Here is a 22,848-nt window from a genome sequence, read left to right on the forward strand (position 1 = left end):
GTAAAGGCGCTAGTCGCGAATTTCGTCGGGATCGACGCCCCAGATTTCGGTTTTGCGCACCCAGCCTTCCGCGCCTTCCGCACGGATCTCGCACCAGTCATGGGTGCATTTGCCCAGATGCAGGATGGCACCGGATTCCGCGCGCGCGGTGATGGCGGCATTGTCATCGGGCTTCGCATGCAAAAGCGCCATATCCTCTTGGATGACCACGGTGCGGACCCCCGAGATCAGCGCATAATGGACCCAGCCCCCCGCGCCGTCACGGTCTTCGATCCGCCGCCAGTTGCCGTATTCGGCGGTGATCTTCAGCGGCATGCCCCGATGTTTGAAGACCCAGTCGATCCGGTGCGACAGGGAGGGGCCTCGGCGCACATTGCCGGTCGAGGTCTTCAGCGAGACATAGCGCGGAATGGGCAGGTTGGTGGCTGAACCGAGTTTGGTCTTGCCCGCATCGGCCCCTTCAGGCGCCAGATCCATCTCGGGGGTAGGGCCGTTATCCTCCTCGGACAAAAGCGCGCTTTCCTCCGGTGATTCCTGCGCATGGGAATAATGCCCGTAGACGAAGGTCAGGAAGCTGGCCGAAAGGATCGTCAGGAAGATCGCGCGCAAGGTTGCCCGTTTCGTAATCATGTGCTTGCTACCCATAGGTTAATGAGATCATCGCGCAACATAATTGCGATGATATAGCTGTTTTTGCCATTTTCTGCCTCGGCGGGTCTTGTATCTTTGACCCTTGAGGCGCAGTTTGCCTGTAAGGACGGAGAGTTGGAAGAGGGGGAGAGCAGACCATGCCGATCCAACGACTGAGTGTTGTTGTCACGCGACGGTTGCCCGAGGTTGTCGAGACCCGGATGAAAGAACTGTTTGATGTCGAGCTGCGCGATACGGATGCGCCGATGACGCGCGACGAACTTGTGGCCGCGATGAAGCGTGCCGATGTTCTGGTGCCGACCCTGACCGACAAGATCGACGCCAATATGCTGGCGCAGGCGGGCGACACCTTGAAACTGATCGCGAATTTCGGGGCAGGGGTGGATCATATCGATGTCGCCACCGCCCGTCAGCGCGGTATTCTGGTGTCCAATACGCCCGGTGTGGTGACCGACGATACGGCGGATATGACGATGGCGCTGATTCTGGCGGTCACGCGGCGGATCCCCGAAGGTCTTGCGGTGATGCAGTCGGGCCGCTGGGAGGGCTGGTCGCCCACCGCCTATCTGGGCGGTCGAATCGGCGGCAAGCGTCTGGGCATTCTGGGCATGGGCCGGATCGGGCAGGCGGTGGCGCGGCGGGCGCGTGCCTTCGGCATGCAGATCCATTATCACAACCGCCGCCGTCTGCGTCCCGAGATCGAGGGGGCGCTGGAGGCGACCTATTGGGAAAGCCTCGACCAGATGGTCAGCCGCGTCGATGTGATCTCGGTCAACTGTCCGCATACGCCTTCGACCTTCCATCTGCTGAATGCGCGCCGTCTCAAGCTGTTGAAGCCCTCGGCGGTGGTGGTGAATACCTCGCGCGGCGAGGTGATCGACGAAAACGCCCTGACGCGGATGTTGCGCGCGGGCGAGATTGCCGGTGCCGGTCTTGATGTCTTCGAAGGGCGCTCCGAGATCAACCCACGCCTGCGTGAGCTGCCCAATGTCGTGCTTCTGCCGCATATGGGGTCTTCGACGATTGAAGGCCGCGTCGAGATGGGGGAAAAGGTGTTGATCAACATCAAGACCTTTGCCGACGGGCACCGCCCGCCGGATCAGGTTCTGCCCTCAATGCTGTGAGCCTTCATGACCCGATTTCTTCAAAACGAGCGCGCAGTTTATCTCGCGCTCGTTCTGTATTTTACACTTGGTTTTCTGGTGCGGCTCTTTTGCGGGCCGGGGCTGGAACTGGACGAGGCCGAGATGGTGCTGCGCGCGCAGGATCTGGCGCTTGGCTACGGGCCGCAGTTTCCGGTCTATAACTGGTATCAGAGCCTTGTCTTCGACCTGTTCGGCCTGTCGGTCGCCTCGATTGCGGCAGCCAAATTCGCCTTGCTGGCACTGGCGGCCTGTCTGGCGGTGGCGGGGCTCCGGCGGCTGACCGGTGATCGGGCGGCAGGCGCCGTGGCGGGGCTGTCACTTGCGCTTCTGCCCGATCTGATGTGGGAGGCGCAACGCAGCCTGACACATTCGGTTGCGGTGATCGCTGCAACCACCGCGCTTATCTGGGCCTATGCCGCCGTGCTCGATCGTGGGCGCTGGCGCGATTACGGCGTGCTGGGCGTGGTCTTCGGGCTGGCCTGTCTTTCAAAGGCCAATATCTATCTGATGATCGTACCTGCCATTCTGGTGCTGTTGGTTTTGCGGCCCGCGCGGGCGGGGTTCCGGCCTTTGCGTATCGGGCGGCTGGTACTGGCGGCAGGCATCGCCGCCTGTATCGAGGGGCTGCCGCTTTGGTGGATGGTCAGCCATCCGGCCGCTGCGACGGCCTCGGGTGGCAAGTTCTATCGTGGCGACGAGTCTGCGGTTCTGGCGGTGTTGGGGGGCGAGCTGGGTGCGGTGATCCTGTGCCTGCTGTTCTGGGCTGCGATGGCCATTTTCCTGCGCCGCAGGCCAAAGGGGCTGCAGAACGCCCGACTGGATATGGTCATTCAGGCGCTGTTTGGCCTGTGTGGTCTGGCGGCGCTGCTTATTCTGGGGGCGGCGCTGGGGATCGGGATCACCCGTCTCAGCCCGCGCTGGCTTCTGCCCCTGTCGATCTGCTTCACGATAGCGGTCGCGCTTTGGGCCTATCGCAGGGCGCCCGAGGTGGCGGGGCGGGCAATGGGCTGGACTGCGCTGGCGCTTGGTCTGGTGGTGCTGGCCGGTCTGGGCGTGACGCGCGGCCTGATGCCGTCGCGGCTGAATGCCGATGCCCCCGAGCTGGCCGCGCGGGTCGGCGCGATGGCCGATCGCGCGCAGGCGGAAGTGATCACGGGAGATAGCTGGCTGCTGGGGATGGTCGGTCTGCGCGATCAACGGGTGCGCGATGATGCCCTGCAGACCTGCCCGCACCATCCGCTGCGTCTGGTGACGGTCGAACGTGATCTTGGGGATACGGTGCCAAGCCGTGCCGCACTTCCCGCCGATGGTGTGGCCTGTCAGGCGCGACTGGTATCGCAACAACGTTTCGTGCTGCCCTCTGTGGCCCGCTGGGCACAGAAGGCGGATGGTGCGCCGGTGCGGTTGTCCGTCTGGGACTATGCGCCTGCTGTCACGCAGCCCTGAGGCCCAAGCCGGTCCGGCCCAAGATGCGCGCCCTCAGGGCGCATATGGGAAAGGCCCGGAGCTGTCTCCGGGCCTTCGTTTTGTCGTGAGAGGCGGGTGGGGTCAGCCGGTATATTCGGGCATCTGCTCCAGCTCGTCCTGCGTGGCGGCCACGTGGATCGACAGGCCTTTCTCACCCTTGGTGACTTCCATCTGGTCCGGCGTCAGCGCAACGGATTTCGCGCCCAGACCGAGGAAGCCGCCGACATTGACGATGACTTTGGTCACGCCCTGACCCGCATCGGTCACCACATCGCTGACCTTGCCGATGGTTTCGTCATTGGGGCCGTAAACCGGCTGCCCGTTCAGATCCTGCGCCGTTATCTGCGTCCAGTCGGTGATCGGGGTGCCATCGGGATTGGCCGGCGTATCCGCTGCGGATTTCATATCCGCTTTGGTATGATCGGCGGCCTGCGACATGTCATCGCCGGCCTTTTCCATCGCAGAGCCGGCCTGAGCGGTCTTATCCTTGGTCCAGTCGGCCGCCTCGCTTGCTGCGCCCGAAACGGCGGCACCGGCAGCGGCGGCCTTATCCTTTGTCCAACCGGCGGCCGAATGTGCGGCATCCGCGACATCATTGCCCGCAGCTTTCATGCTGCTGCCGGTCGTGGCGGCGGCATGGTCCATCCTGTCCATCGCGGGATCATAGGCCGGAGCCGTCTCAAGCGCGCCCTTGTCGCCTTGCATGACCAGACGGTATTCGTCGGCATTATCGCCATTGGGCACAATCTGCAGGGCATCCAGATTGACCGCCACAGTTTTCTCGCCAATACCGAGGAAGCCGCCCACATCAATCAGCACAGCCTCGACATCGCCCCGCATGCCGATCACGACATCGCTGACTTCGCCAATGTCATCCATATCGCTCTGTGCGGTGATATCGGTGGTCTTTTCGGCTGTCGCGTAGACACGCTTACCGATGAAATCCGACGCCATGACGGCATCCGGCACCGAGGCAAAGAATGTTTTACCCGCAGTCTCGGCGCTGGCCCCCGCACTGGCCTTGCCCGCACTGGCCTTGGGGGCCATATCGGTGCCTGCGGTCGCGTTGGATTGTGCCATGACCGGCAGGGCGGCCATAACGGTGATTGCGGTGGTTGCAAGAAGCTTTTTCATATGTCTTCTCCCTCTTCATTCTCGGAGGCCGGAACAGGTTCGCCTCGCTGTGTGAAGAGGGAAACCCCGACCTCCCCTTTTCGGGTCCATCGGGATGGGTCACAAAAAATTCAGTGATATTGGGGGCTTGAGAGGGAACCCGCCGATGGGGTTCTAAAGCTGCATGCGCAACTGGCTGGACACCAACCCCTGCGCATCGAAGACTTGCGTCCCGCCGCGCGCCATTGACGAGAACGCATCGGCAAAGATCGGGCTGAGCGCTTCGTAAAGCTTGGCGGCCTGCGTCTGGCTGAGGCGGTTGGACGCGGTGTGGCTTTGTGCGGCAGGCAGGAAGCTTTCGGCGGTCTGGCGCAGCCGCTCGATAAGGTTTTCCTGTCGTGTGGCCACAATGCGGGCCTGCGCGTAGGCACGGGCGCGGCTTTCGTTTCCGGTGCCATAGCCCATCTGGGCAAAGACCGCGCTGGCCTGATCCTGAAGGTCGGCATCCAGCGGCACGGTAACGGCATTCTCCGCGATGCTGCGGCTCAGGCCAAGGCCGAGCCCCGTCGCGGGCAGGATGTCCGCACCGGGGGGCTGCGGCTGGGCGGTGGCAGAGGGGGGCGTGGGCAGGGCAGGGGCGCTTTTGGGATATGTCGCGCTGTCTTGCGGCGGGATGGCGGTCTCGCCGCGCAGGGCGGATTCGACGACAAGCCCGATCTGGGTCGTTTCCGTCGGTGCGGCGCTTTGCGGCGCCATCGTGCCCGCGCTGGTCATGCCCTGTGTCGCTGCCGCCTGAGACGATGCGGAAACCGCGCCGCTTGGTTGGGCTGTGCCCGCTTGCTGCGCGGAGGGGCTGTTCTGCTGGCTGAGCCAGAGCTTGAAGAAATAACTCAGCAGTCCGGAGAGATAGCTCGACAGGGACATGGGGGGCTCAATGGTTAAGAGGCTACTAACGAATTGTGATAAGTTTGATATAACCTCTCCCTACCTTCCGCGCGACAGATTCATGAACCATTGGTAAACGCGATCCGTGCCATATATCGCCGCCCGCGACAGGGCGCCGTGTCGTTTTTTGCCGCCAAAGGTCGGGCGCGGCGCTCCGAAGATTTGGGCTTCTGCCAGAAATGGGTGAAAGGCCAACAGGAGATGCCCCCATGAAAACCCATGTCAAAGCTTTGGTCGTCGGTGGCGGCGCCGTCGGCTGTTCGATCGCCTACCACCTTGCCAAGGCGGGCTGGAAGGATGTGATGCTTGTCGAGCGCGACGAGCTGACCGCAGGCTCTACCTGGCACGCGGCGGGCCTCTTGCCGCTGTTCAACATGGGCTATGCGACGACCCATATCCACAAATACTCGGTGGATTTCTACAAGACGCTTGAGGCCGAGACCGGTCTGAACGCGGGCTTCTCGATCTGCGGCAACTTGCGTATGGCTCAGACCCAAGAGCGGATGGACGAATATCTGCTCTATAGCTCGATCGCTGAAACGGCCGATGTCTACCACGAGTTCCTGACCCCCAAGGAGATGAAGGACCGCTGGCCGCTGCTGAATACCGACGACCTGATCGGCGCGCTCTTCCACCCGCAGGACGGCTATATCAACCCCGCCGATGTGACCCAGGCCATGGCCAAGGGCGCGCGCCAGCGCGGCGTCGAGATCGTGCGCAAGCTGCAGGTCAATGCCTATAAGTGGACCGGTTCGGAATGGATCGTGACGCTTGAGAAGATGGTCGATAAGGGCGGCAACCTTGTGGGCTCGGGCGAGATGGTCGATATCCATGCCGAGCATGTTGTCACCGCAACCGGCAACCACGCGCAGCGTACCGCGCAGCTGTTGGGTATCAAGATCCCCGCGATTCCGGTGGAACACCAGTTCATCGTGACCGAGCCCGATCCGGCGCTGCTGGCCTACCGCGAGGCAGGCAACCCCGAGCACCCCGTGCTGCGCGATTCCGACAGCAAGTGGTATGTGCGTGAAGAACGCGGCGGCTGGATCCTTGGCCCCTATGAGCGTGGCGCTCCGGCCTGCTTCCGCCATGGCGTGCCCGATACCTTCCGTGCCGATCTCTTCCCGCTGGATCTGGAGCGGATCGAGGAAGAATATATGTCGATGATCCACCGGATCCCGACCACCGAGACCGCTGGCCTGAAAGACGATTTCAACGGCCCGATCTGCTATACCCCCGATGGCAACCCGCTGGTGGGTCCGGCGCCGGGTCTGCGCAATATGTGGCTGGCCGAGGGCTTCTCCTTCGGCATCACTGCCGCAGGTGGCACCGGCTATTATCTGGCGCAGATGATGGTGGAAGGGGAGGCCGAGATCGACATGGCCTCGCTGGATCCCAAACGTTATGGCCAGTGGATGACGAATGAATGGGCGGTGAAGAAGAACGAGGAATGCTACGAGCACGTCTTCATCCTGCACCACCCCGATGAAGAGCGTGAAGCCGCCCGTCCGCTGCGCACCACGCCGAATTATGACGCCCAGATCGCTGAGGGCGCGCAGATGGGTCAGGTCAACGGTTGGGAACGTCCCAACTACTACGGTCCGAAAGATGCGCCCTCGAATTTCGACCATGAGTCGCGGTCTTTCCGCCGTGGGGCATGGTGGCAATATGCCAAGGAAGAAGCCGAGGCGATCCGCAATACGGCTGGTCTGATCGACGCCTCCGCCTTCACCAAACATCTGGTGCGTGGCCCCGGTGCGACGGCCTTCCTTGATATGTTCACCTGCAACAAGCTGCCGAAAGTGGGCCGCATCAACCTGACCTATGCGCTGACCCCCGCAGGCACGACCCGCACCGAATATACCATCGTGCGTCTGGCCGAGGAGGAATATTACCTGATCTCCGCCGGTGCATGGACGGATTACGACGTCGACTACCTCAAGAAATCGGCCGAGGATTTCCGCGCAGCGGGCGGTGATTACCTCGACATCCACGACATCACCACGCAATGGGGTGTCTTCGCGCTGGCAGGACCCAATGCCCGTGCGATCCTCAACGAGCTTGTCGTGGATGCCGAGCCTGAAACCGTGCTGTCGAACAAGCGCTTCCCGTGGCTGTCGATGCGCAACATCGAGCTGGGCATGTGCCCTGTGCGTGCGGTCCGCGTGGCCTATACCGGCGAATTGGGGTGGGAATTGCACTTCCCCATCGAATTCTCGCGTTACCTGTGGAAGGCGCTCAACGAAGCAGGTGCCAAGCACGGCATGAAGCTGGTCGGTGCTCGGGCCCAGAACTGGCTGCGTCAGGAGAAATCCTACCGCGCCTTCGGCAACGAGCTGGGCCGCGATGCCACTCCGCTGGAAGCCGGTCTCAACCGCTTTGTCGATCTGGAGAAAGACTTCACCGGCAAGCAGGCGATGCTGGACAAGGGGATCCGCGCGATGTGTGTCACCCTGCTGATCGACGGGCCGGAGGATGCCGATACATGGGGCCGTGAGGCGATCAAGCTGGATGGCGAGAAAGTCGGGCGTCTGACCTCGGGCGGCTATTCGGTGGCCTTCGGCAAGCAGATCGGCATGGGCTATGTGCGCCCCGATCTGGCCGAGCCGGGCACCAAGCTAAGTGTGCGTATCTTGGGGCAGGACTATCCGGCGGAAGTCACCGTCGACAGCCCGCATGACCCTGAAAACGTGCGTATCCGCATGAATGGCTAAGGAAAAGGCCGCCCCTCGGGGCGGCCTTTCACATCAGGGTTGCTGGCGGGCGGTGTACCAGTTGGCCCAGCCGGTGGGAGACCCTGCGAATGCGTTCAGGTCCACCGTGCCGCCGATGCCCGGCACAATGCCGGTGCCGGTATATTGCCAGAAGGTCCAGCGCACGCCCGGATAGCGGTCACGCGGGTGATCGGCGACCGAGCGCAGCCAGAAATCATAATTGCCCAGCCGCTCCAGATCATTGTCATGCCAGAAATCGACCGTGGTATAGATCACCGGACGGGTGCCGTAATGGGCGGTCACGATATCGAGGAACGTGCGCATTTCGGCACGCACGGTTTCGGGATTGGGGAAGCGGCGGCAGGTCTTCGACTGATGGTTCCACTCGATATCCAGAACGGGGGGCAGATCGCCCGAAACCCGTTTGACGCGGTTGATATACCAGCGCGCCTGCTCTTGCGGGGTGCGGCAGAAATAATAGAAGTGATAGGCCCCGACGGCCACGCCTGCCGAGCGGGCGGATTTGGCGTTCAGCCCGTAACCCGGATCGATATAATCGCCGCCCTCGGTGGCCTTGAGCCATGCGAACCGGATGCCCGAGCTGCGGGCACGCCGCCAGTCGACCAGCCCCTGATAGCGCGCCGCATCAATCCCGTGGACCGAATAGCTGGCAGGCGCGAGATCGTCCCACGGATGGGGGGAACGGTCGCCGAATTGTAACGGAATGCCGGGCGCTGTGTAATCGGCGGGGTTGAGCGGGCTCGGGTTGACAAGTTTGCCCACCATCGGGCCGCTGCCACAGCTTGCAAGAGAAAGAGCGAGGCCAAGCGTGGCCACCAGCTTTCGGATCGAGGTCATGACCATCTCCATAAGGGATGGGGCCAAAATCTCGTATTTTTGTGGAAATGTCATCCCCCCGTGAAGGGGAATGACAATGATATATCCGGAATGCGCGTTATCCTGCGAGTTCGTCCCATGCGGCCAGCGCGTGGCCCGCATACATGACCCCCGGGCCGCCGCTCATCTGGATGGCCATGCCCAGCACGTCGCCCAGTTCCTCGCGCGTGCCACCGGCTTTGCGGAACGCTTCCACATGGAACAGGATGCAGGGCTCGCATCTTTGTACCAGCGCCATTCCCAAGGCGAGCATCTCTTTTTGCTTTTTATCAAGCACGCCGCCTGTCTCGACATTCTCCGATAGGGTGCGGAACCCCTTCATTGTGTCCGGAATGGCCTGCGCCATTGTCCGCAACTCGCCGCGCATGGAGGAGATCTTGTCTGAATAGCTCATAATGGTCCTCATATTTAATGGTGTGAATATGAGGCCGAAGTTCAACGGGCCGCATTGATGCAGATCAAACCCACTTTTTTGATTTTGGAAACAAACCCGAGTTTATCAATTTTTTGTCCATCATTTCGGCGCATGCTGACGGGCAGGGAGAGAGGCACGAAACGACGGGAGGGAGAGATGTTTTTACGATATGGCGCCTTGATGCTGATGGCGGGGCTTGCCTTGGGCGGGCCGTCGCGGGCAGAGCCGCGCGCCCAGCAGATCGCCACCTGTCTGGAGGCGCTGTCGGCCTATGGGGCATGGCTTGAACAGACCGAGGCCATGCGCCTTCCGGGGGTGATCAGCGGATTTTACGGCAGCCCCGCGCGCGAATTGGCGCGGGTTGATAACGGGCGGTATCTGTTGCTGGCCGAATTGGCGCAGGACCATTCCGACACCGAAATGCGCCCCTATTTCGACCACGTGGCCAACCCGTGGAAGGCGCGTCTGGCCGAGGCGGAGACGGCAGATTTCGCGACGCTCGGGCAGGGGCTCGGGGAAGAGGTCGCAGCGTGTACCAAGGCCGTTTTCGCGCCCTCCTTGGCCGGACATCGTGAAGCGTTGAACAGGCAGTAGGTCATAAAAAAGGCGGCACCGGAGTGCCGCCCGTTTCTGGATGCAGGGCTGCTTAGGCTTGCAGCGAACGCACGATCACATCCCCTTCGGCGCGGCTCTTCATCGCGGCGACGGCTGCGATGGAACCGGCGGCCGTGGTGAAGTAGGGGATATGGTCATAAAGCGCGACCGAGCGGATTTCACGTGAATCAGAGATCGACTGCGTGCCCTCGGTCGTGTTGAACACGAGCGCGATCTGGCTGTCTTTCATACGGTCCACGATATTCGGGCGGCCTTCATAGACCTTGTTGATCAGCTCTGCTTCGACGCCTTTCTCGGCCAGCCATTTGGCGGTGCCGCGGGTGGCGGTGATCGCAAAGCCCATCGCGATCAGGTCTTTGGCAGCCGAGGCCAGATCTTCCGACTTGTCGGCATCCTTGATCGACATGAACACACGGCCCTCGGTCGGCAGTTGGGTGCCTGCGCCCATCTGCGCTTTCAGGAAGGCGCGCGGGAAGTTGCGGTCCCAGCCCATGACCTCGCCGGTCGAGCGCATTTCCGGACCAAGCAGCGTGTCCACACCCGGGAAGCGGGCGAAGGGCAGCACGGCTTCTTTTACCGAATACCAAGGGGTGATCGGGTCGGCCAGCGTCATCTCGTCTGCGAAGGGCAGGTCGTCTTCGGGGCCCGCATCCGCCGGATAGGGCGCGCGCTCGGGGAAGGCCGACATCGGCTCGCCCGCCATCAGGCGTGCCGCAATCGACGCAATCGCCGAGTCGGTCGCCTTGGCCACGAAGGGCACGGTACGCGAGGCACGCGGGTTGACCTCGAGCACATAGATCACGCCGTCCTTGATCGCGAATTGCACATTCATCAGACCCTTGACGTTGAGACCCAGCGCCAGTTTCACCGTCTGCTCTTTCAGCTCGGCGATCATCTCTTTCGACAGCGAGTAGGGCGGCAGCGAGCAGGCCGAGTCGCCCGAGTGGACGCCCGCTTCCTCGATATGCTGCATGATGCCTGCCACATGGACGGTCTCGCCATCCGACAGAGCGTCGACGTCGATCTCGATGGCACCGGTCAGATAGCTGTCGAGCAGCACGGGGCTGTCGCCCGACACCACAACGGCGGTGTTGATATAGCGCTTGAGCTGATCCAGATCGCGCACGATCTCCATCGCGCGGCCACCCAGAACATAGGACGGGCGGATCACCAGCGGATAGCCCACACGGCCCGCAATCTCATAGGCTTCGGCCTCGGAATGCGCGATGCCGTTGACCGGCTGCTTCAGGCCCAGATCATTGAGCAGCGCCTGGAAACGCTCGCGATCTTCGGCAAGGTCGATCGCATCCGGCGTGGTGCCAAGGATCGGGATACCTTCCGCTTCCAGCGCATTTGCCAGTTTCAGCGGCGTCTGGCCACCGAACTGCACGATCACGCCGTGTAGCGTGCCTTTATCCTGCTCCACGCGCAGGATTTCCAGCACATGTTCCAGCGTCAGCGGCTCGAAATAGAGACGGTCCGAGGTGTCATAATCGGTCGAGACGGTCTCGGGGTTGCAGTTGACCATGATGGTCTCGTAGCCCGCATCCGACAGCGCGAAACACGCATGGCAGCAGCAATAATCGAACTCGATGCCCTGACCGATCCGGTTCGGACCGCCACCCAGAATGACCACTTTCTTGCGGTCCGAGGGGCGCGCCTCGCATTCCACATCGCCCATCGCGGGGGCTTCATAGGTGGAATACATATAGGGGGTCTGTGCTTCGAATTCGGCGGCGCAGGTGTCGATACGCTTGAACGAGGCCACAACGCCAAGGTTGCGGCGCGCGCGGCGGACCTGACCTTCGGTGCGACCGGTCAGTTGCGCAAGGCGGGCATCGGTGAAGCCCATCATCTTGATCTTGCGCAGACCTTTCTCGTCCATCGGCAGGCCGTTCTTGCGGATATCGGCCTCGGCGTCGATGATCTCGCGGATACGGTCAAGGAACCACGGGTCGAAGGAGGTCGCGGCGATGATTTCGTCATTGGTCAGCCCGTGGCGCATGGCTTGCGCGATCAGACGCAGGCGGTCGGGGGTCTGTTTGGAGATTTCCTTGACCACAGCGGCCTTATCGGGCGCGCCTGCGATTTCGATCTCGTCAAAGCCCGACAGGCCGGTTTCCAGCGAGGCCAGCGCCTTTTGCAGCGACTCGTGGAAGGTACGGCCGATGGCCATCGCCTCGCCCACGGATTTCATCGCGGTGGTCAGCGACGGCTCGGAGCCCGGGAATTTTTCAAAGGCGAAACGCGGGATCTTGGTGACGACATAGTCGATGGTCGGCTCGAACGACGCCGGCGTGACCTTGGTGATGTCGTTATCCAGCTCGTCGAGCGTATAGCCCACAGCCAGTTTCGCCGCGACCTTGGCGATCGGGAAGCCGGTGGCCTTGGAGGCCAGCGCCGAGGAGCGCGACACGCGCGGGTTCATCTCGATCACGACCATACGGCCATCGGCGGGGTTGACCGCCCATTGCACGTTGGAACCACCGGTTTCCACGCCGATCTCGCGCAGCACGTTGATCGAATGGGTGCGCATCAGCTGGTATTCTTTATCGGTCAGCGTCAGGGCAGGGGCAATGGTGATCGAGTCGCCGGTATGCACGCCCATCGGGTCGATATTCTCGATGGCGCAGACGATGATCGCGTTATCCGCCTTGTCGCGGACCACTTCCATCTCGAATTCTTTCCAGCCCAGCAGGCTTTCATCGACAAGGATCTGCGCCACGGGCGAGGCATCCAGACCCGAGCGGCAGATGCGCTCGTAATCGTCGCGGTTATAGGCCACACCGCCGCCGGTGCCACCCATAGTGAAGGCGGGGCGGATGATCGCCGGAAGGCCGATGTGATCCAGCTCGGTCAGCGCCTGTTGCACGCCCGCATTGATGTCGAATTTGCCATCGGCTTTCTTCGGCGCGGTGACGATGGTTGCCTTGGGGTTTTCGATGCCGAGGCGGTCCATTGCCTCACGGAACAGCTTGCGGTCTTCGGCCATCTCGATGGCTTCGCGGTTGGCGCCGATCAGCTCGACGTTGAATTTCTCCAGCACGCCCATATCGGCCAAGGCCAGCGCGGTGTTCAGGCCGGTCTGGCCGCCCATGGTCGGCAGGATCGCATCGGGGCGTTCCTTCTCGACGATCTTGGCGACGACCTCGGGGGTGATCGGCTCGATATAGGTGGCATCGGCCATATGGGGGTCGGTCATGATCGTGGCGGGGTTCGAGTTCACCAGAATGACGCGGTAACCCTCTTCGCGCAGAGCCTTACAGGCCTGAGCGCCCGAATAGTCGAATTCGCAGGCTTGCCCGATAATGATAGGCCCTGCACCGATAATGAGGATGGACTTGATGTCAGTTCTCTTCGGCATGGTGCGGTTCCTTCGATTCGGCGCATAACAAAGGGCGCGGGCCTAGATGGCCTCACGCAAATTGGTGGGGGTTATAGTCAGCCTGCGCCTCGGCGCAAGTCCTGATCTGCCCTCTTGCAAGGGGAATCCGCAAAAGCCCCGCTCCGGAAACCGGCAGGGTGCAGGGTTTGATCTGAAGGTTGGATCGGTCGGCCCGATTATTCTGCGCCTTCGGGCTGTGCCTTGCGGATTTCAGCACGTGCAGCTTGGGTGTTTTGTATGGCTGCTGCCGTGCAAGGGGGGCACGGCGCGCATCGGCTTCAGCGGCGGATTGTAGAAGTCATCACGGGTCGGAGGCGCGTCCCCGACCACGCCAAGATCGGGGTTGAGCACGATGCGGCGCGACAGTTCGGGGCCTTTTATGGTGATCTTTACGCCACGCTGCATCATGTGGCGGATAATGCGGTCCATAAGATGGTCCCAAGGCATCATCTCTCTTCTTCGTCATTGTCGTAACCACCGGGCCTTGGCAAAACCGGCCCAGGCGTGCTGTCTTGCAGGGCGGAGCGCTTGCACGGGGCGCGGCGTCGGCCCTGTTGCAAGTGTTCGCGCCGTCAAGAGAGGAATCGAGAAGTGGCCGTGTGAATCCCTGCCGGACAGTGCGGGCGGTCTGGCACAGGATGCATGTGTTTTGCCTCCTTGCCCGCTAAATAGGCATGTAACAGCGCCTGTCCGCCGCGTTGCATGGGCCTGCCGTGCACAGAAAGCACCGCAGGCAGGCTTTGAAATCTCTTCCGGCCTTGACTTTCCTGCCCCCAGAATGTGTATCGGCGCAGAGCCGAACGCCCATGTTTCATGGGCCGATTTCGCGAGCCTAAACACTGAGGGAAGTCACATGCACGCCTATCGTTCCCATACCTGCGCCGATCTGAGCGCGGCCAATGCCGGTGAAACCGTCCGCCTGTCGGGCTGGGTGCATCGGGTGCGAGACCACGGTGGCGTGCTGTTCATCGACCTGCGCGACCATTACGGCATGACGCAAGTGCTGTGCGATGGCGACAGCCCCGCCTTCAAGGCGCTGGAAAAAGTGCGCTCGGAATGGGTGATCCGCATCGACGGGTCGGTGAAGCTGCGCGATGCCTCGCTTGTGAACCCCAAGATCCCGACCGGCGAGATCGAGGTCTATGTCCGCGATATCGAAGTGCTGGGCGAGGCCGCCGAGCTGCCGCTGCCGGTCTTTGGCGAACAGGAGTACCCCGAAGAGACGCGCCTGACCTATCGCTTCCTCGACCTGCGCCGCGAGAACCTGCATAACAACATGATGCTGCGTTCCAACGTGGTGCGCAGCCTGCGCAACCGCATGTGGGATGCGAAGTTCAACGAATTCCAGACGCCGATCATCACCGCCTCCAGCCCCGAAGGCGCGCGTGACTTCCTTGTGCCCTCGCGTCTGCATCCGGGCAAATTTTACGCGCTGCCGCAGGCGCCGCAGCAGTTCAAACAGCTGATCATGGTCGCGGGCTTCGACCGTTACTTCCAGATCGCGCCCTGCTTCCGTGACGAAGACCCGCGCGCCGACCGCTCGCCCACCGACTTCTACCAACTCGATGTCGAGATGTCCTTCGTCAACCAAGAAGACGTGTTTGCCGCTGTGCAGCCCGTTATTCAGGGCGTGTTCGAGGAATTCGGCAAAGGCAAGCGCGTCGATAGCGAATGGCCGCTGATCCCCTATAAGGAATCGCTGCTGAAATACGGCTCGGACAAGCCCGACCTGCGCAACCCGATCGAGATGCAGGTGGTTTCCGAGCATTTCGCTGGCTCCGGTTTTGCGATCTTCGCGAAGCTGCTGGAACAGGAAGGCACCGAGATCCGCGCGATCCCCGCGCCCAAAGGCGGCTCGCGCAAGTTCTGCGACCGGATGAACAAATTCGCGCAGGAGCAGGGTCTGCCGGGCATGGGCTATATCTTCTGGCGCAAGGCCGAGGATGGCTCGGTCGAGGCCGCAGGTCCCTTGGCCAAGAACATCGGCCCCGAACGCACCGAGGCGATCCGCAGCCAGCTGGGGCTGGGCGAGGGTGATGCGGCCTTCTTCCTTGGCGGCAAGCCCGAAAGCTTCGAGGGCGTGGCGGGGCGTGCGCGCAATGTCATCGGTGAAGAGCTGGGCCTGACCGAGAAGGACTGCTTCAAATTCGCATGGATCGTCGATTTCCCGATGTATGAGAAAGACGACGAGGGCAAGATCGACTTCAGCCACAACCCCTTCTCCATGCCGCAGGGCGGTTTGGAGGCGCTGGATGGCGATCCGCTGGATGTGCTGGGCTATCAGTATGACCTTGCCTGCAACGGCTACGAGCTGATCTCGGGCGCGATCCGGAACCACGATCTGGCGATCATGTATAAGGCCTTCGAGATCGCGGGTTATCCGCATTCCGAAGTCGAGAAGCGTTTCGGCGGTATGGTCAAAGCGTTCAAATATGGCGCTCCGCCCCACGGTGGCTGTGCGGCCGGTATCGACCGTATCGTGATGCTCTTGGCCGAAGAGCAGAACATCCGCGAAGTCATCATGTTCCCGATGAACCAGCGCGCCGAAGATCTGATGATGGGGGCCCCCTCGGAGCCGATGAACGAGCAGCTGCGCGAGTTGAACCTGCGCGTGATCCCGCAGGACTGAGCTCCGGCGTAATCCCGCCCTTTATCACGACATCAGAAAAGGGCCCCTTGGGGCCCTTTTTCACAATCGTTGATCCTATCGTCTTGCGGGGTCTCAGGCGTGGCTGGGAGTGCGCGCGATCACCCAGACCGCATGGACGATGCCGGGGATGTAGCCCAGAATGGTCAGCAAGATATTGATCCAGAACTGTTTACCCAGTCCCACTTGCAGGAACACACCCAAAGGCGGCAGGATGATCGCCACGATGATGCGAATGAGGTCCATGTCGTTTCCTCCTGTGATTTGAAAGGAAAACGACGGGCGTGGGAAAAGGTTCCCTCAATCGAGGCGGAACACTTTCTGGCGGCTGGTCTGGCCACGCAGCAGCGTAAGGCGCGATTTCGCCACGCCCAGCGTCTTGGCCAGAAGCTTGGTGACGGCGGCATTGGCCTTGCCGTCTTCGGGCACGGTGGTCACATAGGCCCGCAGCCCGTCCTCGGCGAGGAGGATCGCATTGCGCGAGGCTTTGGGGGTCACGCGCAGCGCCACCTCGGCCCCGTTGGCAAATAAAGCAGCGATCTCCTCGCTCATGGGTCAGACCTGTTCCAGCTCGATCAGGCAGCCGTTGAAGTCCTTGGGATGCAAGAACAAAACAGGCTTGCCATGCGCTCCGATTTTCGGCTCGCCGGTGCCCAGAATACGCGCACCCTCGGCTTGCAGCTTGTCCCGCGCCGCCAGAATGTCATCGACTTCGAAGCACATATGGTGAATGCCGCCCGAAGGGTTCTTTTCCAGAAAGCCGTTGATCGGGCTGTTCGCGCCCAGCGGGTAGAGCAGTTCGATTTTCGTATTGGGCAACTCGATGAAGACCACGGTCACGCCGTGATCGGGCTCGTCCTGCGGTGCGCCGACCTTGGCCCCGAGCGTGTTCTCATATTGCGCCGCCGCTGCCTTGAGGTCCGGAACAGCGATTGCAACATGGTTAAGACGACCAATCATTTTTCCTCCTATGCGCCGGGAAATCTGGCGCTTTCTCCTGCGCGGGACGTTGCACCCCTTTGGCCCCGAGGTCAATCACGACCAAAAATGCAGGAAGCAGGTATGCGTTAACCGTCTGTTCACTCTATCTCGGCTTAACTCTCTATATACGCCGATTCACCTGACTGTGGAGACCGAGATGAGTGATGACCTTGCCGGCCTTATCGGCCAGCGCCCCGTAAACGCCGCCCGCCCGCTTCTGGGCCTGACGATTCTGGTCGTGGAAGATAGCCGCTATGCCTCCGAGGCGATGCGGCTACTGTGTCTGCGGTCGGGGGCGCGTATCCGTCGTGCGGATTGCCTGCGTTCGGCGCATCGTCACTTGCGCACCTACCGTCCGTCGGTGGTGATCGTCGATCTCGGGCTGCCTGATGGCTGCGGGGACGAGCTGATCCGCGAGATCAAGAATGCCGATCAGGCTCTGCCGGTGGTGTTGGGCACGTCTGGCGATACCGGCATGGAGGCCAAGGCCTTTAGCGCGGGGGCCGATGGTTTCCTGCCCAAGCCGGTTGAAAGCCTTGCCCTGTTCCAGCAGGCCGTGCTGTCTGTCCTGCCGCCCAGCGAGCGCCCGAAGATGCCGATCCTGCTGAATGATGCCACGATCAGCCCCGATCCCATCGCCTTGCGCGACGATCTGAACCATATGGCCGAAGTCCTTTCGGGGGCGCAGGATCCGGCCTCTCTGGGCTATGTCGCGCAATTCCTTTCGGGTGTGGCGCGCTCGGCGCGTGATGATGCTCTTGAGGATGCCGCCGTGGCACTGGGACGCGAGGGCGGGCCGTCGGATGCCGATATCACGCGCCTGTCGGGGATGGTACAGGACCGTCTTGCGGCGGGCAGCGCGTTCTGACGCAAGGCTATCCGCGGTGGTCCGCCAGTGCCGGATCGGACGATACCCGCACAAGTCGCGTCAGATCGGAAAGCCGTTCGATCTGCGTGCCACTTGCATCGAAATTCGACGGATCGAGCCAGGCGTAATACGCTTCGCGCAAGGCAGGCCAGTCCTTGTCGGTGGCTGCAAACCATGCCGTGTCGCGATTGCGTCCCTTGTAATGGAGCGCCTGCCGGAAGGTTCCCTCATAGCTCAGGCCCAGCCGTTCAGCAGCCCGCCGGGAGGGCAGGTTGCAGGCATCGCATTTCCACTCGAACCGGCGATAGCCTGCCTCGAAAGCCCATTCGATCATCCGGATGAAACCTTCGCTGGCGGCGCGGCTGCGCTGAAGCTGCGCGCCCAGCACAATGGAACCCAGTTTGATCGTGCCGATCTCGGGCGCGATACGGAGATAGCTTTGCAAACCGGCTGCCTGCCCTGTCACAGGGTCGATGACGGCATAGAACAGCGGATCTTTCGCGGCGATCTGTTCGTTGATCCAGCGGATGAAGGCGGTTTCGGCATGGAAGGGCCCGACAACCATATAATCCCACAAGGCATCATGATTATCCGCCAGTGCCTGATAGAGCGCGTGGGTATGCACGGATGACAGGCGTTCCAGATGCATGTAACGGCCTTCGATCCGCTCCGGTCCCGGAGGTGGCGGGGCAGTCCAATCGCCAAGCGGCGCACCAAAGGCTTTCGGCATCTTCTCTCCTGCGTTTTATCGAACGCTAGCGGGAGTTTGCCAAGCTGGCAATATGCAGATTGACAGCCGGTTCAGCGCAGCCCCAGTTCCGAAAGCGCACTCAGCAACTCGCGCGGTAGCGGCTCTTCGCGGGTCCGGCCTGCGGGCAGGTCTTTCGGGGCATCCTCGGGGCTCAGATAGCGCCAGCCCTGAAACGGGCGGCGGGGCAGGGCCTCGGTGCGGATGATCTTGCGGTCCAGCACGATGGCACAGCGCGCGATCCCGTCTTCGCCCATGCGCTCTTCCAGCCCGATGATTTTCTGCCGCGCCAGCACCGCGCCTTTGAAGACCCAGTAAAGCGAGCCGCCATCCAGCACCTCTTCGGCGCGTTTGGGCCACATGCGGGTGACATGTTCGGCGGGCGATGTGCCAAAACGGGCCTCCTGCCAAGTGGCAAGATCCTCGACTTTTTCGGCACCGACGCAAAGTTTGATAAGATGTTGGGGCATGGGCAATCAATCTGACCGTCTCTGGTAAGGCCCATATAGGCGCTACAGGCTGGGCCGACAACCGCGCTAGAGGCTGCGCGCGATGGTCAGCGTGACCCGAAGCCCCTGCGCGCCCTGCGCAAAGCGCAGATGGCCGTTATGGCTTTCGGCGACGGTTGCGGCAATGGTCAGCCCCAGACCATGCCCCGAAACCTGCGCCTCCTGTCCGCCGCGCTCGAAAGGGGCTACCAGGGCGGCGATCAGCTCGGGCTGGGCCGTGCCGCCTTCGTCCTCGATCACGATCATCGCCTCGCGCGAGCTGGCCTCCAGCCGCAATGTCGCGCGGCGACCGTATTTCAGCGCGTTATCCACCAGATTGGAAATCGCGCGTTGCAGCGCCATCGGGCGGGCCGTGACAAGGATCTGGCGCGCGCCCAGATGGCCATGCCCCGTCCGGCTGGAAAACAGGCTCTGGCCGCCGGTGCTTTCGATATCGGCCACGGGCTGCATCTCGACCGGCTGGCCGGAATCGTGGTAATTATCCACCAGGGCCTCGACCAGCGCGCCAAGGCTCAGTTGCCGCGGGGCTTCGACATCAAGTTCCGAGCGTGTATAGGCCAAGACGCCATCGATCATCTCGCTCATCCGCTCGATATCGGCGGTCAGCTTCTCGCGCAGGGCGTCATCCTCGATCAAGGCGGCCCGCAGGCGCAGCCGTGTTGCTGGCGATCCCAGATCGTGGCTGACCCCCGAGAGCACCATCAACCTTTTGGCCAGGCGCTGTTTTTCGGTGGTCAGATGCTGGTTGACGGCGGCGACTATGGTCGCAAGCTCGGCGGGGCCCTCATCCTCGTATATATCGGGGCCGCCCTGCATCTGGCGCTGGCCGAGCCGTGTGCCGAAATCGCGGAAACGCTGTGCCACACGGGCCGAGGCGATCAGCAGCGCGAGCAGGGCGAACCCGCCCAGAATGACGGCCTGCAGCCGCAGATCGGGCGGGGTGGCGTGGCAGCTCCACAGATCCGCGCCTGACAGCCGGAACCATTGTCCTTGCGAGTTGCGCATCACCACCAGTGGTGTGCCGCAATAGGTGGAGAGCAGGCGGGTGATCTGCCCGAACATCTCCTGCGCGGTGACATCGGGGCCGCTATTGAGCCGTGCCACGGGATAGGTGAGGCTGGGCGAGAGCACCCTGACCAGAGCCTGCGGCGCATTGGTGCCGCTGGGGTGCAGGCCCGTCACGGGGATATGGGTGATGCGGGCGGGGCGGGGGGCTTCAGGCAGCAAAAGGAACTGCCCGGCCTCGGCATGGGCGGCCTCGGTTGCGGAAAGCGGATGGGCCTGCAGGGCCTTGGGCATCGGTGCTCCGCTTTCGGTTGCGGCAAACAGCAGCTCTCCGGTCAGCTCGGCCCGGTCCAGATGTGCCTGCCATGCCCGCTGGCTGCTGATCCACAATCCGGTCGCCAGCGCCCCTGCCGCGAATGCCGCCAGCACCCAGAAAACCGCCATTGCCTTCAGGCTGGGATGGGACAGGGGCGTCATTCGGCCTCGTGGGTGACATCGCAGGCCAGCACGTAGCCGATCCCGCGTTCGGTCCGCAACAGGACAGGTGCTTTCGGATTGCGCTCGATCTTCGAACGTAGCCGCCCCACCAGCACATCAATGGCCCGCCCTGTCGGATCGGCCTCGGCCTGATCGGTGAGGGCGGCGGCAATCTCCTCGCGCGAAAGCGGGATGCGCGGATTGGCCAGAAGCGTCTTCAGCAGCGCCGTCTCGCGGGTGGACAGGATCACCTGATAGCCGTCAGGGGCATGGACCTCGTCGCGCCGCCCGTCATAGCGCCAGCCGTCGAAATGCCAGATGCCGGTGGACCGGCGGTAGCTGAGCGAGGGCGTGCGCCGTATCCGCCGCAGCACCGCCTTCACCCGCGCGATCAGCAGATCGGGGTTGAAGGGCTTGGCGATATAGTCATCGGCCCCCACTTCATAGCCCGCCATGCGCTGGTGATCGGCAGAGAGCGCCGAGACCAGAATGATCGGCAGGTCCTGCTCGGCCCGCAGGCGGGCACAGATTTCCACGCCATTCTCGTCGGCCAGCATCACATCCAGCAGGATCAGATCCACCCGATGCCCGTCCATATGGGCGCGGATTTCGGCCTCGTTCGCGGCAGGATGGGCGGCAAAGCCATTGCGTTGCAGGAATGTCACCATCATCTGTCGCATATCGGCATCGTCATCGACAACCAGCAGATGCGGTATCGCCATCGGTTCTCCTCCCCCCTGTCGACTGCCCTGTCGCCGCATGGCCGCGTGTCTGCCCTGGCCAAACCGGCATGACGGTGCAAATCGCCCATCTCCGGCGGTCTTGGCCACCAGATATGCTTCCTTTGGTAACAAGATGTAACAAAGCGGGCAAGAAACCCACGCCGCAGCGCAGAAGTCCGGCGGTAACACCATTGCGAGAAAAGCTTGAGGTGGCGCTATACTGTCGGGGACCATGCGCTGGGGAGTGGCGCAGGTATTTGGGAGGATTTCGAATGAAACATATGACTGCATTTGCAGCCCTGTCGGCGGCAACCCTGACCGCGACTGTCGCCATGGCCGAGCCGCAGGCGGAAGTCCTGCACTGGTGGACATCGGGCGGCGAGGCCAAGGCCGTGGCCGTGCTGCAAAAGCAATTCAGCGACCGTGGCGGTGTCTGGACCGATATGCCGGTCGCCGGTGGCGGTGGCGATGCCGCGATGAGCGCGCTGCGGGCGCGTGTGCTGTCGGGCAATGCGCCGACCGCCGTGCAACTCAAGGGCCCCGCGATTCAGGAATGGTATGACGAGGGCGTGCTGGCCGATATCTCGGATGTGGCCGAGGCGCAGCATTGGGATGATGTGCTGCCCGCACAGATCGCCGAGCATATGAAATGCGACGGCCACTGGTGTGCCGCGCCGGTCAATGTGCATCGCGTGAACTGGGTCTGGGCCAATAAGTCGATCCTTGAGGCCAATGGCATCGAGATGCCCACCACTTGGGAGGAGTTCAACGCCGCTGCCGACAAGCTGAAGGCTGCAGGGATCACGCCTTTGGCGCATGGCGGTCAGGCATGGCAGGATGCGACCATCTTCGAAACCGTCGTGCTTGGCATTGGTGGCCCCGATTTCTACCAGAAGGCGCTCGTTGATCTGGACCCCGATGCGCTGACTTCGGACACGATGAAATCGGTCTTTGACGAGATGCGCAAACTGCGCGGCTATGTCGATGACAACTTCTCGGGTCGCGACTGGAACCTTGCCACCGCGATGGTCATGAATGGCGAGGCGGCGTTCCAGATCATGGGCGACTGGGCGAAGGGCGAGTTCCTTGCCGCAGGCAAAGAGCCGGGCGTGGATTTCGTCTGTGCGCCGACCCCGGGGGATGCGGGTTTCCTTTATAACGTCGACAGCTTCGCGATGTTCAAGGTGGATGGCAAAGACAAGCAGGATGGCCAGAAGCTGCTGGCCGAGCTGATCGTCGGCCCCTCCTTCCAGGAAACCTTCAACCTCAATAAGGGGTCGATTCCGGTGCGGACCGACGTGTCTCTGGACAAGTTCGACGATTGCGCCAAGAAATCCGCGGCCGATATGAAGGCCGATGGTGCGGCGGGCTCGCTTCTGCCGTCGATGGCGCATGGTATGGCGCTGCATGGTGCGCAATCGGGCGCGATCATGGATGTGGTCACCGCGCATTTCAACTCGGACATGTCGTCGGATGATGCGGTGAAAATGCTGGCGGATGCTGTCGCCAACTCGATGTAATCTGCCGATTACACCTTTGCCGTC

21 protein-coding genes are annotated in these 22,848 nt (G+C 62.2%); 7 read left to right on the top strand and 14 right to left on the bottom strand.

Annotation, left to right across the window (positions count from 1 at the left end; translation table 11 throughout):
- Positions 1-9 precede the first annotated feature (9 nt).
- The gene (locus tag RPE78_RS08700; protein ID WP_339109475.1) at positions 10-477 is read right to left on the bottom strand and encodes an SH3 domain-containing protein; all 468 of its coding nucleotides are present in this window, start codon (positions 475-477) and stop codon (positions 10-12) included.
- A 311-nt stretch (positions 478-788) separates the two neighbouring features.
- Here RPE78_RS08700 and RPE78_RS08705 point away from each other — a divergent pair, with 311 nt between their 5' ends.
- Together RPE78_RS08705 and RPE78_RS08710 are read left to right on the top strand one after the other, a co-directional pair.
- The gene (locus RPE78_RS08705) at positions 789-1,775 is read left to right on the top strand and encodes a 2-hydroxyacid dehydrogenase (protein WP_406720312.1); all 987 of its coding nucleotides are present in this window, start codon (positions 789-791) and stop codon (positions 1,773-1,775) included.
- Positions 1,776-1,781: 6 nt separating this feature from the next.
- Positions 1,782-3,242, top strand: coding sequence for a glycosyltransferase family 39 protein (locus tag RPE78_RS08710; protein ID WP_406720313.1), 1,461 nt, complete (start codon positions 1,782-1,784; stop codon positions 3,240-3,242).
- A 102-nt stretch (positions 3,243-3,344) separates the two neighbouring features.
- Here the strand turns inward: RPE78_RS08710 and RPE78_RS08715 are convergent, their stop codons facing one another.
- Both RPE78_RS08715 and RPE78_RS08720 read right to left on the bottom strand, forming a co-directional pair.
- Complete coding sequence (locus RPE78_RS08715; protein ID WP_406720314.1) at positions 3,345-4,397, bottom strand: PRC-barrel domain-containing protein; 1,053 nt, start codon at positions 4,395-4,397, stop codon at positions 3,345-3,347.
- A gap of 153 nt (positions 4,398-4,550) precedes the next feature.
- Positions 4,551-5,300: a hypothetical protein gene (locus RPE78_RS08720; protein ID WP_406720315.1), complete on the bottom strand. Its 750-nt coding sequence runs from the start codon at positions 5,298-5,300 to the stop codon at positions 4,551-4,553.
- Positions 5,301-5,530: 230 nt separating this feature from the next.
- Here RPE78_RS08720 and RPE78_RS08725 point away from each other — a divergent pair, with 230 nt between their 5' ends.
- A complete protein-coding gene (locus RPE78_RS08725) occupies positions 5,531-8,035 on the top strand; it encodes an FAD-dependent oxidoreductase (protein ID WP_406720316.1) in 2,505 nt (834 codons plus the stop codon).
- Positions 8,036-8,068: 33 nt separating this feature from the next.
- Here the strand turns inward: RPE78_RS08725 and RPE78_RS08730 are convergent, their stop codons facing one another.
- Entirely contained in the window at positions 8,069-8,893 is an 825-nt protein-coding gene (locus RPE78_RS08730) for a GH25 family lysozyme (RefSeq protein ID WP_406720317.1), read from the bottom strand.
- A 97-nt stretch (positions 8,894-8,990) separates the two neighbouring features.
- Positions 8,991-9,326, bottom strand: a complete 336-nt coding sequence (locus RPE78_RS08735; protein WP_339109116.1) for a carboxymuconolactone decarboxylase family protein — start codon at positions 9,324-9,326, stop codon at positions 8,991-8,993.
- A 177-nt stretch (positions 9,327-9,503) separates the two neighbouring features.
- On the opposite strand from RPE78_RS08735, the gene RPE78_RS08740 reads away from it, so the two are divergent.
- Complete coding sequence (locus RPE78_RS08740; protein ID WP_406720318.1) at positions 9,504-9,941, top strand: hypothetical protein; 438 nt, start codon at positions 9,504-9,506, stop codon at positions 9,939-9,941.
- 52 nt (positions 9,942-9,993) lie between these two features.
- On the opposite strand, the gene carB is transcribed toward RPE78_RS08740, so the two are convergent.
- Together carB and RPE78_RS08750 are read right to left on the bottom strand one after the other, a co-directional pair.
- The gene (gene carB / locus RPE78_RS08745) at positions 9,994-13,326 is read right to left on the bottom strand and encodes a carbamoyl-phosphate synthase large subunit (RefSeq protein WP_406720319.1); all 3,333 of its coding nucleotides are present in this window, start codon (positions 13,324-13,326) and stop codon (positions 9,994-9,996) included.
- A 231-nt stretch (positions 13,327-13,557) separates the two neighbouring features.
- Positions 13,558-13,776: a hypothetical protein gene (locus RPE78_RS08750; protein WP_406720320.1), complete on the bottom strand. Its 219-nt coding sequence runs from the start codon at positions 13,774-13,776 to the stop codon at positions 13,558-13,560.
- 424 nt (positions 13,777-14,200) lie between these two features.
- Between RPE78_RS08750 and aspS the strand changes: the two genes are divergently transcribed.
- A complete protein-coding gene (gene aspS / locus RPE78_RS08755; protein WP_406720321.1) occupies positions 14,201-15,976 on the top strand; it encodes an aspartate--tRNA ligase in 1,776 nt (591 codons plus the stop codon).
- Between the two features lie 93 nt (positions 15,977-16,069).
- On the opposite strand, the gene RPE78_RS08760 is transcribed toward aspS, so the two are convergent.
- Genes RPE78_RS08760 through mce form a run of 3 tightly spaced genes read right to left on the bottom strand, consistent with a single transcriptional unit; the run spans position 16,070 to position 16,954 of the window.
- Positions 16,070-16,240 carry a YqaE/Pmp3 family membrane protein gene (locus RPE78_RS08760; protein ID WP_339109121.1) on the bottom strand — a complete coding sequence of 57 codons (171 nt, stop codon included), beginning with the start codon at positions 16,238-16,240 and terminating at the stop codon, positions 16,070-16,072.
- A 54-nt stretch (positions 16,241-16,294) separates the two neighbouring features.
- The gene (locus RPE78_RS08765) at positions 16,295-16,546 is read right to left on the bottom strand and encodes a DUF167 domain-containing protein (RefSeq protein WP_339109122.1); all 252 of its coding nucleotides are present in this window, start codon (positions 16,544-16,546) and stop codon (positions 16,295-16,297) included.
- Between the two features lie 3 nt (positions 16,547-16,549).
- A complete protein-coding gene (mce, locus tag RPE78_RS08770; protein ID WP_406720322.1) occupies positions 16,550-16,954 on the bottom strand; it encodes a methylmalonyl-CoA epimerase in 405 nt (134 codons plus the stop codon).
- A 178-nt stretch (positions 16,955-17,132) separates the two neighbouring features.
- On the opposite strand from mce, the gene RPE78_RS08775 reads away from it, so the two are divergent.
- Positions 17,133-17,843 (top strand): response regulator, encoded by a 711-nt coding sequence (locus RPE78_RS08775; RefSeq protein ID WP_339109124.1) that lies wholly within the window; start codon positions 17,133-17,135, stop codon positions 17,841-17,843.
- A gap of 7 nt (positions 17,844-17,850) precedes the next feature.
- Here the strand turns inward: RPE78_RS08775 and RPE78_RS08780 are convergent, their stop codons facing one another.
- From RPE78_RS08780 to RPE78_RS08795, 4 genes are all read right to left on the bottom strand, one after another.
- Positions 17,851-18,573 (bottom strand): GNAT family N-acetyltransferase, encoded by a 723-nt coding sequence (locus tag RPE78_RS08780; RefSeq protein ID WP_406720323.1) that lies wholly within the window; start codon positions 18,571-18,573, stop codon positions 17,851-17,853.
- A gap of 71 nt (positions 18,574-18,644) precedes the next feature.
- The gene (locus tag RPE78_RS08785) at positions 18,645-19,061 is read right to left on the bottom strand and encodes a DUF1489 domain-containing protein (protein ID WP_339109126.1); all 417 of its coding nucleotides are present in this window, start codon (positions 19,059-19,061) and stop codon (positions 18,645-18,647) included.
- 66 nt (positions 19,062-19,127) lie between these two features.
- Positions 19,128-20,582 carry an ATP-binding protein gene (locus tag RPE78_RS08790; RefSeq protein ID WP_339109127.1) on the bottom strand — a complete coding sequence of 485 codons (1,455 nt, stop codon included), beginning with the start codon at positions 20,580-20,582 and terminating at the stop codon, positions 19,128-19,130.
- Positions 20,579-21,304: a response regulator transcription factor gene (locus tag RPE78_RS08795; protein WP_339109128.1), complete on the bottom strand. Its 726-nt coding sequence runs from the start codon at positions 21,302-21,304 to the stop codon at positions 20,579-20,581. The genes RPE78_RS08790 and RPE78_RS08795 overlap by 4 nt, the downstream gene beginning before the upstream one ends.
- A gap of 272 nt (positions 21,305-21,576) precedes the next feature.
- Between RPE78_RS08795 and RPE78_RS08800 the strand changes: the two genes are divergently transcribed.
- Positions 21,577-22,824, top strand: coding sequence for an ABC transporter substrate-binding protein (locus RPE78_RS08800; RefSeq protein ID WP_339109129.1), 1,248 nt, complete (start codon positions 21,577-21,579; stop codon positions 22,822-22,824).
- The last annotated feature ends 24 nt before the right edge of the window (positions 22,825-22,848 follow it).

This window comes from Thioclava litoralis, from assembly GCF_045278885.1.
Lineage (GTDB): Bacteria > Pseudomonadota > Alphaproteobacteria > Rhodobacterales > Rhodobacteraceae > Thioclava > Thioclava litoralis.

Bases quoted from the DNA above. Each gene is read 5' to 3' on its own strand.
- RPE78_RS08740 (WP_406720318.1), top strand. From the start codon at position 9,504: ATGTTTTTACGATATGGCGCCTTGATGCTGATGGCGGGGCTTGCCTTG.
- RPE78_RS08765 (WP_339109122.1), bottom strand. From the start codon at position 16,546: ATGAGCGAGGAGATCGCTGCTTTATTTGCCAACGGGGCCGAGGTGGCG.
- RPE78_RS08795 (WP_339109128.1), bottom strand. From the start codon at position 21,304: ATGGCGATACCGCATCTGCTGGTTGTCGATGACGATGCCGATATGCGA.
- RPE78_RS08735 (WP_339109116.1), bottom strand. From the start codon at position 9,326: ATGAGCTATTCAGACAAGATCTCCTCCATGCGCGGCGAGTTGCGGACA.
- carB (WP_406720319.1), bottom strand. From the start codon at position 13,326: ATGCCGAAGAGAACTGACATCAAGTCCATCCTCATTATCGGTGCAGGG.
- RPE78_RS08790 (WP_339109127.1), bottom strand. From the start codon at position 20,582: ATGACGCCCCTGTCCCATCCCAGCCTGAAGGCAATGGCGGTTTTCTGG.
- RPE78_RS08785 (WP_339109126.1), bottom strand. From the start codon at position 19,061: ATGCCCCAACATCTTATCAAACTTTGCGTCGGTGCCGAAAAAGTCGAG.
- RPE78_RS08775 (WP_339109124.1), top strand. From the start codon at position 17,133: ATGAGTGATGACCTTGCCGGCCTTATCGGCCAGCGCCCCGTAAACGCC.
- RPE78_RS08725 (WP_406720316.1), top strand. From the start codon at position 5,531: ATGAAAACCCATGTCAAAGCTTTGGTCGTCGGTGGCGGCGCCGTCGGC.
- RPE78_RS08800 (WP_339109129.1), top strand. From the start codon at position 21,577: ATGAAACATATGACTGCATTTGCAGCCCTGTCGGCGGCAACCCTGACC.
- RPE78_RS08760 (WP_339109121.1), bottom strand. From the start codon at position 16,240: ATGGACCTCATTCGCATCATCGTGGCGATCATCCTGCCGCCTTTGGGT.
- RPE78_RS08705 (WP_406720312.1), top strand. From the start codon at position 789: ATGCCGATCCAACGACTGAGTGTTGTTGTCACGCGACGGTTGCCCGAG.
- RPE78_RS08730 (WP_406720317.1), bottom strand. From the start codon at position 8,893: ATGACCTCGATCCGAAAGCTGGTGGCCACGCTTGGCCTCGCTCTTTCT.
- RPE78_RS08750 (WP_406720320.1), bottom strand. From the start codon at position 13,776: ATGGACCGCATTATCCGCCACATGATGCAGCGTGGCGTAAAGATCACC.
- RPE78_RS08710 (WP_406720313.1), top strand. From the start codon at position 1,782: ATGACCCGATTTCTTCAAAACGAGCGCGCAGTTTATCTCGCGCTCGTT.
- RPE78_RS08700 (WP_339109475.1), bottom strand. From the start codon at position 477: ATGGATCTGGCGCCTGAAGGGGCCGATGCGGGCAAGACCAAACTCGGT.
- RPE78_RS08720 (WP_406720315.1), bottom strand. From the start codon at position 5,300: ATGTCCCTGTCGAGCTATCTCTCCGGACTGCTGAGTTATTTCTTCAAG.
- aspS (WP_406720321.1), top strand. From the start codon at position 14,201: ATGCACGCCTATCGTTCCCATACCTGCGCCGATCTGAGCGCGGCCAAT.
- RPE78_RS08715 (WP_406720314.1), bottom strand. From the start codon at position 4,397: ATGAAAAAGCTTCTTGCAACCACCGCAATCACCGTTATGGCCGCCCTG.
- RPE78_RS08780 (WP_406720323.1), bottom strand. From the start codon at position 18,573: ATGCCGAAAGCCTTTGGTGCGCCGCTTGGCGATTGGACTGCCCCGCCA.
- mce (WP_406720322.1), bottom strand. From the start codon at position 16,954: ATGATTGGTCGTCTTAACCATGTTGCAATCGCTGTTCCGGACCTCAAG.